Genomic DNA, 12588 nt, shown 5'->3' with positions numbered 1-12588 from the left:
TTCGTATCGGTCATTTTACAAAATGTTAAGTAATATTTGTATTGTTCATTTATTTTTCGGACTTTCATGTTTACAAACTCTTAATCAACAACTAATATTTAGTTAACCACTCAGCTTTAAATTTCATTAAATGGCTTGCCTCGTAAGCTGGCCAGAAGCCGAGCTGTCTTTGAGATGGGAAAAACACTCAAACTAACCAGGCCCGGGAATCCCCCGGGCTTTCTTTTTTTAAAGACAATTATTTCTTAAAATTTCGTTTAAGTCATAATCTATCCATTTTCATATGTTCAAGTACTGTATATATTCCTCTATATCTATCCTGTCCCTGCTAATCACCGTAAGCTCCTTTGCATCTTCCTGTCATAATCCATCGCTGACCTGGCTGGAACAAATGAGAGCAAGCCGTCAATCAACTGTTTTATTACAAAATGACTCTTCCTTTGTCCCTGTTATCGATCTCGATAAGAAACGCTTTGCGAGTGTGAATATTGGATCAGAGAACGCGACAATGTTTGACAGTATAGCGAATAAATACACAACTGTCGACCGTTTTTCTGCAGAGGCCTATTCATCCCAGCCAAATCTTAATTCACTGAGTGCAGATCTGAAACTCTATAACGCGGTTATCGTTCAGGTCAGTCAACAAGCTATCTACAGGGAAAGTACCCTGAGATTCCTTCAAGATATGGAGCGTAGCAAGCAGCTCATTGTTGTGCTTTATAGCACTGCCAGTACTCTCGCACATCTCGATAGTCTGAAATCACCCGTGATATGGTCGGCTTCGGATTCGCCGTCCTCTGCAAGCTTTACCGCACAACTTATATTTGGCGGAACCGCGGCCAGCTCTAAGCTGCCCGCCACCGTTTCACCGAAGTTCAAGGCAGGTGACGGGTTTCATACCGCAACCATCAGACTTTCCTACACTGTACCTGAGGAACTGGGAATCAACTCCGGCGACTTGGAGCGACCAATAGACAATATAGTAAGATCAGCTATTGCTCAGCGCGTTACACCGGGTGCTGTTGTAATGGTAGTGAAGGATGGCAGGGTTATATTCGACAAGGCTTATGGATCCCACACTTACGAGAAAAAAAGGGAAACGCGTGTGAATGACATCTTTGACCTGGCTTCTGTATCCAAGATCGCTGCAACAACCATCGCTTCCATGCGCCTTTACGAACAAAACAAGCTGAGTCTTGACTCTGCTATGGGCTACTATCTGCCTCTTGCCAGGGAAACCAACAAAAAATCTATTCCCGTTCGCGACCTGATGCTTCATCAGGCAGGCCTGGTATCTTACATTCCATTTCATAATTCGCTTAAGCCGGGGGAGTTCAGTCGCGATTCTTCCGATGTGTTCCCGATTAAAGTAGCCGACAACTACTATATAAAACGCGATTACTACAATGATGTCATGTTGCCAAAAATGCTCAACAGCGGATTACGTACTCCAGGCAAGTACGTATATAGTGATCTGAGCATGTACTTTATGAAAGAAATTATTGAACGACAAGCATCCGAACCCATGGATCAGTACGTGCAAAACGAATTTTATAAACCACTGGGCATGAAATATGCTGGCTTCGCCCCCCGCCTGCGCTTCGACAAGTCGGAAATTGTTCCTACAGAGAAAGATACTTATTTCAGAAAGACCCTCATTGAGGGATATGTCCATGATCAGGGGGCCGCACTTGCTGGCGGAGTTGCCGGACATGCCGGGCTGTTTTCCTCAGCAAACGACCTCGCGATACTGTTCCAGATGATGTTGAACGGGGGGATCTACGGCGGCAAGCAGTACTTTCAGCCTTCAACTATTGATATGTTCACCAGCAGACAGAGCAATGTTAGTAGAAGGGGGCTTGGATTTGACCGCTGGGATCCGGATCCGGTAAACAGATACCCTTCAGAACTCGCATCTCCTCAAACCTATGGACATACCGGTTTTACCGGAACGTGTGTATGGGTAGATCCGAAGAGTAAGCTCATCTATATATTTCTGTCAAACCGGCTTTATGAGCAGCCTGCAAACAAGCTCAGCAGCCTGCGGGTAAGACCAAAGATTCAGGACGCCATTTATCAGGCAATTAATAAGGCTGTTTTATAGTCGGGTAGCTATTTAATTTACCCGAACCAAACAATATCTTCGTCTTTTTCCTTTTATTTTGCAAAATGAAAATTGGAATCGTATGCTATCCGACATTTGGCGGAAGCGGAGTAGTGGCCACTGAGCTGGGCAAGGCACTTGCAGATAACGGCCATCAGGTCCACTTTATCACCTATAGTCAGCCAGCCAGACTAGACTTCTTCTCGGAAAACTTATTTTACCATGAAGTGTCCGTTTCTCAGTATCCATTGTTTGATTATCCGCCATACGAGCTGGTTCTGGCCAGCAAACTGGTAGATGTGGTACGGTTCGAAAAACTGGATCTGCTGCATGTGCATTACGCCATTCCCCACGCATCTGCTGCCTTTATGGCCAAGCAGATACTGGCTACCTATGGAATCAATATACCTGTAGTAACCACGTTGCACGGAACGGATATCACGCTGGTAGGGAAGGACGTGACCTTTAAGCCGGTTGTGACATTCTCCATCAACAAGTCCGACGGAGTAACTGCTGTTTCTGAACACTTGCGAAAAGATACCTATGACCATTTCGAAATCACCAATGATATCAAAGTGATTCCCAATTTTATAGATCTTACCCGCTTCAGTCAAAAACGGAAGGATCATTTCAAAAAGGCAATTGCGCCGAACAATGAACTGATAATGGTCCACACTTCTAACTTCCGCAAAGTGAAGAGAGCAAAGGATGTTGTTCGCGTGTTTCATAAAGTGCTCCAAACTATTCCCTCCAAGCTGCTGATGGTGGGTGATGGTCCAGACCGTGCAAACTGTGAAAGGCTGTGCCGCGACCTGGGTATTTGCGACAATGTAAGATATCTTGGAAAACAAGAGGCAGTAGAAGAAATTCTTTCCGTTGCAGATCTCTTTCTGATGCCTTCAGAATCAGAAAGCTTTGGATTGGCAGCACTGGAAGCGATGGCCTGTCAGGTACCCGTGATATCCTCAAACGCAGGGGGCTTGCCTGAACTGAACATTCAGGGTGTTACAGGCTTCATGAGCAATGTCGGAGATGTGGAAGACATGGCGAGAAACGCAGTTTATATTCTTGAAGACAGGGAGCGCCTGGCCGAATTTAAAGCCAATGCGCTGGCCAGAGCAAAAGAATTTGACCTGAGCTTCATCCTTCCGATCTATGAAGATTACTACAGAGAAGTAATAGAAAAGAATCCGGTAACCCAATAGTGACACCGGAATTTTATTTTCCGCTAAGTTTCAAACAAACGGGCATTCCTACGTCAATCCTTTCACCCGTATCCGTTAATTGCCCGCTCTGCTGGTCTCTCTTAAATATCACGACCTGGTCGCTGTCCTGATTGGCGGCCAGAAGATAATCGCCTGCCTGGTCGATAACGAAATTCCTTGGCGTTTTTCCAAGTGTTGACTGTCGGCCTGCAACTGTAAGCTTTCCAGTGCTTTGGTCAATGCTAAATATCACGATTTCGTTGGCGTCACCCCGGTTAGATGCATATACAAATTTCCCATCGGGAGATACATGAATGTCCGCCGCTCCCGTTTTTCCTCTGAAATCCGGTGCAAGCATGGAAATTGTCTGAACGGCATTCAGGCTTCCGTTCTTATAAGAATAAACAATAACATCCCCGGTCATTTCCATCAGGGCATAAACATAACGGCTGTTGGGGTGAAAATCCAGGTGCCTTGGTCCGCTTCCCGGCGCCGCAGTAGCAAAAGGAGGATCAGCCGGTCTTAAGGGCTCTTTGATATTCTTGTTATCGAAAGCGTAGCTGGAAATCTTATCTGTGCCGAGGTCACTCACCAGCAGAAACTTCTGATCTGGTGAAAGGATTGTCGAATGTACATGAGAAGACTTCTGACGGTTTGGGTCGGCACTGCTACCGGTATGTTGAATCACCTGAGCCGCCGGGGCCAGTGACCCGTCTTTTTGCACCGGATATACAACCAGGTTACCCGAGCCATAATTTGCGGAGAATACAAATTTCCTGCTGTTGTCAATGTCGATATAGCAGGCTGAGCTGCCATGGGTCGGCTGACTGTTGAGAAGCTGCAGGGCTCCTGTTACAGGGTCAAAAGAAAATGCGCTTACGCCACCCTCTTTATTTTCGTTGGCTGCATAAACAAACTTGCCATCCTTGCTGATGTCCAGGTAAGACGGGTTAGCAACCCCCGTTGCCTTGTTTTTATAGGTTGCTTTGCCTGTCTGGCTATCGAACTCATAAACATAAATACCTTCGCTCTTTCCGTTCTTTGTATAGGTACCAATAACGAGATTTCGCTTTTGTGCGTACGTGTTTCCAATCGTAAGAGATGCCATAAGCAGGATAAAGATATTTCTTTTCATTTATCAGGGTTATACACTAAGATAAACACTTTATACTCCTATAAAAAACAAAACCCCGAATTGTTCCGGGGTTTTGTTTTTTACTTTATCAGATGCTTAAGCTGGATGATTTCCTTTTCATCCAAATATCTCCATCGGCCTCTTGGAAGGTCTTTCTTGGTCAGGTTGGCATAAACAACCCTGTCAAGTTTCACTACTTCATAACCGAGGTGTTCGAAGATCCTTCTTACGATACGATTTTTACCGCTATGGATCTGAACGCCAACTTCTTTTTTACTTGCCCCTGCAACATAACTTATTTCGTCAACCTTGATCAGGCCATCTTCCAGCTCCAGGCCGAAAGCGATCTTATTCAGGTCTCCCTGACTCAAGCTCTTACTAAGCTCCACCTGGTAGATCTTGGTGATATTATTACGCGGGTGAGAAAGTTTGTCAGCAAGATCACCGTCATTGGTCATCAGTAACAAACCGGTTGTGTTTCTATCCAGTCTTCCGATAGGGTAGATCCGCTCCTTGGAAGCTTTCTCAACCAGTTGCATAACCGTTCTGCGTTCCTGAGGGTCGTCAGTAGTGGTGATATAATCCTTTGGCTTGTTCAGAAGCACATAAGTCATCTTTTCGCGCTTCAGAGTTGCTCCGTTATAACGGATGACGTCTGTCATCGGATTGATCTTGTGACCAAGCTCGGTGACGGCCTCCCCGTTTACGCTGATAACGCCTGCTTCAATCAACTCATCTGCCTTCCTGCGTGAGCAGATGCCGGCATTTGCAATGTATCTGTTCAGACGGATAAGGTCTGAAACTCCGGAGGGCGCTGTTGTCTTCTTCCGCAGACGCATGTTTGGCTTGCCAACATGCTCTTCCGAGGTCCAGGTACGGTTCTCACCGGTATCTGCACGGCGGTCAGAAGGTCTTCTGTCGCCGCTTCTTCTCTCGTCAGTGCGAAAAGGCTTCTTCTCGTACGGGCGCTCAGACTGCGGTCTGTCAGACGGTCTTCCCGGCTTTCTGTCATCACCGTATGGGCGTCTTTCTCTCTTATCTTCTCCGAAAGGCTTTCTGTCATCACCGTATGGGCGCCTTTCTCTCTTATCTTCTCCGAAAGGCTTTCTGTCGCTTCCAAAAGGTTTTCTTTCGAAAGGACGGTCGCTTTGTGGTCTGCTGCCTGCTGCTCCTGATCTTCTGTCATCACCAGACGGTCTTCTGTCGAATGATTTCTTTTCGAACGGACGGTCTCCCGTGCTGCGGCCGCCTGAAGCGCCTCCTCGTTTGTCTTCGCCAAATGGTCTTCTTTCAAAAGCTTTCTTTTCATAAGGACGGTCTCCTTGCGGACGGCCTGATGAAAATCCTTCTCTCTTGTCTCCGCCAAATGATCTTCTGTCGGAAGAACGCTCTCCTCCTGATCTTGAATCACGGCTTTTTTCTCTTGAATCCTGACTGAATGGTCTTTTTGCGAATGGACGATCGCCGCTTGTTCTGCGATCCTGTCCTCTTTCGTCTGACGATGGTCTTTCAGACCTTGTGGGGCGATCCCCGTACGACTGTTTGCGGTCGCCGTCAAACTTTCTTTTGTTTTCTGTGTTTGACCTTTCCTGACGATCGTTTTTTGAACTTGCGTCGAAACGGTTGTTATTGAAGGACTTGTCCTCGCGACTTTTCCGATTGTTACTATTTGGCATGTTATACTGCTAACCTATTTAAATGGGGGGCAAAGTTAGTCAAAATTTAACAATTAAACCTGTATAGTGTTTGCTAATAAGTTTGGTCGAAAAGTGTGAAAAAATGGTTATTAACACCCTGGTTTTTAGGGTATAAAACATAAGTGCTTGTGTATCACATATATATTCCGTACCTTTGTGGTCTTTTTAATAATAAACATAGTAAGGTACGCATGATTAAGAAACATTTGATCGCGTGTATTGCAGTTGTTCTGATCACCGTTTTAGCAAAAGTAGGTGTCAGCAAAACTTCAGTAACACACGTTAAGTCGTTTCCACAAAAAGTGGATGTCCCTTCTCCCCGCGACGAAAAAGAATCATCCCCTGTCATCTCATTTGAGTTTGCCAGCGAGGAAATACCGGTACAGCATGTAAAGGTTTCCCAGAGGATGGAAAAGTATTTAAAAGCCAGCAGTTATGAGCATATTCAGACAAATCGGTTGCACCAAAGAGCTGCACGCTGGTTTCCTGTAATCGAGCCGATACTCAAGCAGTACGGCATTCCGGAAGACTTCAAATATCTTCCTTTGGTTGAAAGTGGCTTAGTTGGAGGAACATCTCCTAAAGGAGCGTCCGGCTACTGGCAGTTTATGCCACAAACAGCAAGGAGTTACGGACTGGTGGTTAACCGTTCCCGTGACGACAGACAAAATATGAGAAAGTCTACTGTTGCTGCCGCGAAATATTTGCGCGACTTGTATAAGGAGTTCAATAACTGGACCCTTGTCGCCGCTGCATATAACGTTGGTGAGAATAGCTTAAAGAGACAGATTGCGGTCCAGGGACATGACAATTACTTTAAGCTGAAGTTAAACAGGGAGACAGCTTCCTACGTCTACAAGCTGGCTTCCATGAAAGAAGTAATTGAAAATCCAATTAAATACGGATTTGCCAGAAGAGGAGAGAGCCTCCTTGCCCGTGATACGGAGCAGCCGAAACACCGGGTTATCGATCCTGTTACCGAGCGCAACGCCATCGATGCGCTTAATCTTCTCCGGAAACAAGACCTCTAGATTTTTGTTAATTTTTTAAGAGCGAAGGTTCTGATGCTAACTTCTGGGGAGAAATATGCGTCAGGACCTTTGCTCCTAAAATTACACAGACAGGATGTTAATTACAGACTATTACCCGATCTTTATCGTCCATATTTCTAGAGATACAAATTAATGAATAAAAGCACACCAGATCTTGGCGAGCAAAGTGAGGTAGAGGTTTACGGAGCCAGGGTTCATAACCTTAAAAATATCGACGTATCATTTCCGAGGAACCAGCTGGTAGTCATTACCGGCCTCAGTGGAAGTGGCAAGTCATCGCTGGCTTTTGATACGATATATGCGGAGGGGCAAAGACGTTACATGGAAACCTTCAGCGCCTATTCCAGACAATTCCTCGGTGGAATGGAACGTCCGGATGTGGATAAGATTTCCGGATTAAGTCCCGTCATCGCCATCGAACAAAAGACAACCTCTAAAAATCCACGTTCTACGGTAGGTACCATAACAGAGATCTATGACTTCATGCGTCTTTTATTCGCAAGAACGGCAGATGCTTATTCGTATGTAACGGGTAAAAAAATGGAGCGCATGTCTGAAGATCAGATGCTCCGCAGTATACTACAGCAGTTTGACGGTAAAGCTGTCAATATCTTAGCTCCCGTGGTGAAAGGCCGTAAGGGCCACTATCGTGAGCTTTTCGAACAGATCCGTAAGCAAGGCTACCTGAAGGTTCGTGTAGATGGGGAAATCGTTGATCTCACACCAAAAATGCAACTGGACCGTTACCGCATCCACGATATCGAGATGGTCGTTGACAGGCTCAACGTAACGGAGAAAGATTCAAAGCGCCTCTACAGCTCTATCCAGTCAGCACTAAAAATCGCAAAGGGCATCATCAAGATCGCCGACCAGGACAATAACGAGTTCTTTTTCAGTAAATACCTGATGGATCCGGAGTCTGGTATCTCCTATGATGAACCTCAACCTAACACCTTTTCGTTCAACTCTCCTTATGGGGCCTGCGAACGCTGTGATGGCCTGGGTTCCATCTACGAGATCGACGAATCATCCGTTATTCCTGATCCAAAGCTGAGTATAATGAAAGGGGGGCTGGCACCTATAGGTGAGTTCAGGGAAACCTGGATCTTCCAGATGCTGAAGGCCCTCAGCAAAAAGAAAGAGTTTTCTTTGTCTGATCCTATCGAGAAACTACCCAAAGACATTTTGGAAATTATATTGCACGGCTCTGATGAGCTGTTGACCGTACCGGTTCAGTATAATAAGTGGAATGTCCAGAATTATCAGGTAACATTTGATGGCATCATCAAGATGCTTGAGGAACAGTCTGAGAAAAAGGCAGAAGATATGCTGAAAGATCTGGACGACTTCCGTGTATTAAAGGTTTGTCCGGTATGTCACGGTGCCCGACTTAAAAAAGAATCCCTCCATTTCAAGGTTGGCGAAAAGAATATCTATGAGCTCGCCTCTATGGATATCAACAGCCTGTCCCTCTGGTTTGATGAAGTGGAATCCCGTCTCAACGAGCGGCAGAGTATTATCGCGAAGGAAATACTAAAGGAGATCCGTTCCAGACTAGGCTTTCTTCTGGATGTAGGCCTGAACTACCTGACCCTTAACAGAACTGCCAGGACCCTCTCCGGAGGAGAGGCGCAGCGTATTCGTCTGGCTACCCAGATCGGGTCGCAGCTCGTTAATGTGCTTTATATATTGGATGAGCCGAGTATCGGACTTCATCAGCGGGATAATGCACGCCTTATTTCCGCACTGAAGAACCTTCGCGATATCGGTAACTCCGTACTTGTGGTAGAGCATGACAAGGACATGATCCTCGAAGCCGATCATGTAATCGATATGGGGCCGGCAGCGGGTGTTCACGGTGGTCAGGTCGTCGCTCAGGGTACTCCCTCAGAGGTAAGACTGGCAAAAACTCTTACCAACGCCTACCTCAGCGGAGAAAAAGAGATTGCCATACCTGCCGAAAGAAGAAAAGGCACCGGCGAGCAGCTGATTCTCCGGAATGCAACGGGGAACAACCTGCGTAATGTAACCGTGTCATTTCCTCTTGGAAAGCTGATCTGTGTTACCGGTGTGTCCGGGAGCGGAAAATCAAGTCTTATCGCCGAGACGCTATATCCTATACTCAACAAACATTTCTTCAGAGCGAAGAAGACACCGATGCCTTTTAAGGCTATCGAAGGTCTGGAGCATATTGATAAGGTGATCGAAATTGACCAGACGCCGATAGGTCGTACGCCTCGTTCCAATCCTTCTACGTATACCGGCGTGTTCTCGGATATCCGCAACCTGTTTGTCGGCCTGCCCGAAGCAAAGATCAGGGGATATAAACCCGGACGCTTCTCCTTCAACGTTAAAGGAGGAAGATGCGAAACCTGTCAGGGTGCCGGAATGAAGATTATTGAAATGAACTTCCTGCCTGATGTGCAGGTTCCTTGTGAGGAATGCAACGGCAGACGCTATAACCGCGAAACCCTGGAGGTGCGCTATAAAGGAAAATCCATCAGCGATGTGCTGGATATGAGCATTGAAGAGGCGGTAGAATTCTTTGAGCTGATTCCCTCCATCCACCGGAAAATAAAAACGCTCTACGATGTCGGCCTGGGCTATATCAAACTCGGACAATCGTCAACAACACTCTCGGGTGGTGAAGCACAGCGTGTGAAGCTGGCTACCGAGCTTTCCAAGAAAGATACAGGAAAAACCTTCTATATATTGGATGAACCTACCACGGGTCTCCATTTTGAAGACATCAATGTCTTGCTGGGGGTTTTAAACCGCCTGGTAGATCATGGAAATACCATTTTGGTAATTGAACACAACCTCGATGTGGTTAAAGTAGCAGATTGGGTAATCGACCTGGGTCCTGAAGGTGGCGCCGGCGGAGGACAGGTTCTCTTCGAAGGAACTCCCGAGGGACTGACAAAAGTAAAAAAGAGCTTTACCGGACAATTCCTGAAACTGGAAATGCGACGTTAGATAGGCTATGGAAAATCTTCTCAACACGGAACAGATGCGTGCTGCAGACGCGCAGACGATCGATTCAGCAAAGATCAGCTCCCTTGACCTGATGGAAAAGGCGGCCGGCGCGTTTGTAAGTTCTTTCATGAGCGAGTTTTCTGAGAAGTACAATAGCATAGCGATCTACTGTGGTACCGGAAATAATGGGGGCGATGGTCTTTCCATAGCGCGCATGCTTCACGACAAAGGTTTTCAGGCGCTTGACATCAAGATTGTTCGATTTACGGAAAAAAGCAGCGCAGACTTTATTGCTAATCTGGAAGCGCTCAGCTCCTATAAGATCCCGGTACGGGAGATACGCGACGCCGCAGAACTGACGGAAGAGCCTGCGGTGCTTTTGATAGACGCTATGCTGGGCTCTGGCCTGAATAAGCCGCTCAGCGGGAAGTGGGAGGCACTCGTGAAGAAGATAAATTTCTGGAATAAGAAAGTTATAGCGGTGGATATGCCGACAGGATTCAGGGCCGAAGGGCCTTTGACTGCAGATGATTGTGTTGTTCATGCCAAATTAGCCATCACATTCCAGCGACCTAAGATCAACTTTTTACTGCCTGAATCGGCCTTTTTCCTCGGGGAACACCGCGTAGTAGATATAGGCCTCGACGAGGCGTATATACAGTCCCTTGACTCTCCCTATAAGCTCATTGAAAAAGAAGATATCGCTTGTCGCCTGGTAAAGCGCGACAACTTTAGCCACAAGGGAACTTATGGACATGCCTTGATGGTAGCAGGCTCAGCAGAAACAATGGGCGCAGCGCTTTTAAGTGCAGAAGCATGTTTGTACTCCGGGGCAGGCCTGACCACCGCATGTATACCTGAGGAAGGGCTCACTGCCCTGAACAGCAGAGCACCGGAAATAATGGCACTCGTCAGGACTGGAGCTCAGGAACTGGACCTTAACGCTGATAAATACACTTCTCTGGGGATTGGTCCGGGCTTAGGAACGGAAGCTAACAGTCTCAAGCTCCTTACCCGGATAATGCGGACCTACCAAAAACCGATGGTTTTGGATGCCGACGCTTTGACTCTGATCGCCAGCAATTATGAACTGGTGCAGCTCATTCCCGAAGGCTCCGTACTCACGCCCCACATGAAAGAGTTCGATCGCCTGTTTGGAGAACATAAATCCTGGTGGGAGCGTTTAGAGAGTGGTCGCGACAGGGCCATGACTCTTGGTTGTACCATCGTTCTGAAGAATCGCTATACTGTGATTTTTCTGCCCGACGGAACATGCCTGTTTAATCCGACGGGAAGTCCCGCAATGGCGACCGGTGGCATGGGTGATGTGCTGACCGGGATTATCACCTCTTTCATCGCACAAGGCTACAAGCCGGAAGACGCCGCGATGCTTGGTGTATATCTGCACGGAGCAATCGGTCAGAAGACCCCCGACTACGTTATTCCGGCATCAGATCTGCTGCGCAAGCTGCCCTCAACGATCGCCGCTTATCTTACCTGATCAAAAAGATGCTTTTCTGCGTGATAGGAAGAACGAACCAGCGGTCCGCTTTCTACATACTTGAATCCCATATCCTGACCAATTTCCTTGTATTTAGCAAACTGATCCGGGTGGATCCAGTCAATTACCGGATGGTGATTTTTAGTAGGTTGTAGATACTGTCCGAGAGTCAGAATATGAACTCCTGTATCAGCAAGATCCTGCATGGTCTCGATTACATCCGCTTCCGTTTCGCCCAGACCAAGCATGATGCCTGATTTGGTGCGTATGCCGAACTCGGATATCCGCTTCAACGCTTCCATGCTACGATCGTATTTCGCCTGGATACGAACTTCGCGGGTGAGGCGTTTTACCGTCTCAATATTATGCGAAATTACTTCCGGACGCTCTTCGCAAACGCGGTAGAGATTATCCCAGATGCCTCTGAAATCGGGGATAAGCGTTTCCATGGTGGTTTCCGGACTTTCCCTGCGAATGGCACGAATGGTTTCAGCCCAGATAATCGAGCCTCCATCTTTCAGGTCATCGCGGTCAACCGATGTAATCACCGCATGCTTAACGCTCATTAGTTTGATTGAATTCGCCACGCGGTTAGGCTCATCCAGGTCAACCGCCAGCGGGCGTCCTGTAGCCACTGCGCAAAACGAGCAGGAGCGTGTGCAGATATTGCCAAGGATCATAAATGTAGCGGTACCAGCACCCCAGCACTCACCCATATTCGGGCAATTGCCGCTTTCACAAATCGTGTGAAGCTTATGAGTATCCACTAATCCTCTTACATTCGCGTATTCTTTTCCCACGGGTAGTTTCACCCTTAGCCAATTTGGTCTCCGCTGAGCCTGGTTGGCAGGTATTACCGGCAATTCAATCATAGCACAAATGTAATTAATTAGATCTAAGATATCTGCTACGGGGCAG

8 protein-coding genes are annotated in these 12588 nt (G+C 46.9%); 5 read left to right on the top strand and 3 right to left on the bottom strand.

Features of this window, described 5'->3' with window-relative positions:
- Positions 1–283: 283 nt before the first annotated feature.
- Together B0I27_RS16085 and bshA are read left to right on the top strand one after the other, a co-directional pair.
- Positions 284–2104 (top strand): serine hydrolase domain-containing protein, encoded by a 1821-nt coding sequence (locus B0I27_RS16085; RefSeq protein ID WP_106295237.1) that lies wholly within the window; start codon positions 284–286, stop codon positions 2102–2104.
- A gap of 65 nt (positions 2105–2169) precedes the next feature.
- Entirely contained in the window at positions 2170–3309 is a 1140-nt protein-coding gene (bshA, locus tag B0I27_RS16080) for an N-acetyl-alpha-D-glucosaminyl L-malate synthase BshA (RefSeq protein WP_106295235.1), read from the top strand.
- A gap of 13 nt (positions 3310–3322) precedes the next feature.
- On the opposite strand, the gene B0I27_RS16075 is transcribed toward bshA, so the two are convergent.
- Both B0I27_RS16075 and B0I27_RS16070 read right to left on the bottom strand, forming a co-directional pair.
- Positions 3323–4444, bottom strand: coding sequence for a lactonase family protein (locus B0I27_RS16075; protein ID WP_106295233.1), 1122 nt, complete (start codon positions 4442–4444; stop codon positions 3323–3325).
- Between the two features lie 80 nt (positions 4445–4524).
- Entirely contained in the window at positions 4525–6120 is a 1596-nt protein-coding gene (locus B0I27_RS16070; RefSeq protein ID WP_106295231.1) for a pseudouridine synthase, read from the bottom strand.
- A gap of 212 nt (positions 6121–6332) precedes the next feature.
- On the opposite strand from B0I27_RS16070, the gene B0I27_RS16065 reads away from it, so the two are divergent.
- The 3 genes from B0I27_RS16065 to B0I27_RS16055 all read left to right on the top strand — a co-directional run bounded on the left by B0I27_RS16065 (position 6333) and on the right by B0I27_RS16055 (position 11670).
- A complete protein-coding gene (locus B0I27_RS16065) occupies positions 6333–7172 on the top strand; it encodes a lytic transglycosylase domain-containing protein (protein WP_181276807.1) in 840 nt (279 codons plus the stop codon).
- Between the two features lie 153 nt (positions 7173–7325).
- Complete coding sequence (gene uvrA, locus B0I27_RS16060; RefSeq protein ID WP_106295229.1) at positions 7326–10169, top strand: excinuclease ABC subunit UvrA; 2844 nt, start codon at positions 7326–7328, stop codon at positions 10167–10169.
- A gap of 7 nt (positions 10170–10176) precedes the next feature.
- Positions 10177–11670, top strand: a complete 1494-nt coding sequence (locus B0I27_RS16055; RefSeq protein WP_106295227.1) for an NAD(P)H-hydrate dehydratase — start codon at positions 10177–10179, stop codon at positions 11668–11670.
- Here the strand turns inward: B0I27_RS16055 and lipA are convergent.
- The gene (gene lipA, locus B0I27_RS16050) at positions 11658–12542 is read right to left on the bottom strand and encodes a lipoyl synthase (protein ID WP_106295225.1); all 885 of its coding nucleotides are present in this window, start codon (positions 12540–12542) and stop codon (positions 11658–11660) included. The genes B0I27_RS16055 and lipA overlap by 13 nt on opposite strands.
- Positions 12543–12588: the final 46 nt, after the last annotated feature.

The organism is Arcticibacter pallidicorallinus (assembly GCF_003002875.1).
Taxonomy (GTDB): domain Bacteria; phylum Bacteroidota; class Bacteroidia; order Sphingobacteriales; family Sphingobacteriaceae; genus Arcticibacter; species Arcticibacter pallidicorallinus.
Note: the sequence above shows the minus strand (reverse complement) of the source record. Positions and strands in the feature narration are given on the sequence as shown.

Bases quoted from the DNA above. Each gene is read 5' to 3' on its own strand.
- B0I27_RS16085 (WP_106295237.1), top strand. From the start codon at position 284: ATGTTCAAGTACTGTATATATTCCTCTATATCTATCCTGTCCCTGCTA.
- bshA (WP_106295235.1), top strand. From the start codon at position 2,170: ATGAAAATTGGAATCGTATGCTATCCGACATTTGGCGGAAGCGGAGTA.
- B0I27_RS16075 (WP_106295233.1), bottom strand. From the start codon at position 4,444: ATGAAAAGAAATATCTTTATCCTGCTTATGGCATCTCTTACGATTGGA.
- B0I27_RS16070 (WP_106295231.1), bottom strand. From the start codon at position 6,120: ATGCCAAATAGTAACAATCGGAAAAGTCGCGAGGACAAGTCCTTCAAT.
- B0I27_RS16065 (WP_181276807.1), top strand. From the start codon at position 6,333: ATGATTAAGAAACATTTGATCGCGTGTATTGCAGTTGTTCTGATCACC.
- uvrA (WP_106295229.1), top strand. From the start codon at position 7,326: ATGAATAAAAGCACACCAGATCTTGGCGAGCAAAGTGAGGTAGAGGTT.
- B0I27_RS16055 (WP_106295227.1), top strand. From the start codon at position 10,177: ATGGAAAATCTTCTCAACACGGAACAGATGCGTGCTGCAGACGCGCAG.
- lipA (WP_106295225.1), bottom strand. From the start codon at position 12,542: ATGATTGAATTGCCGGTAATACCTGCCAACCAGGCTCAGCGGAGACCA.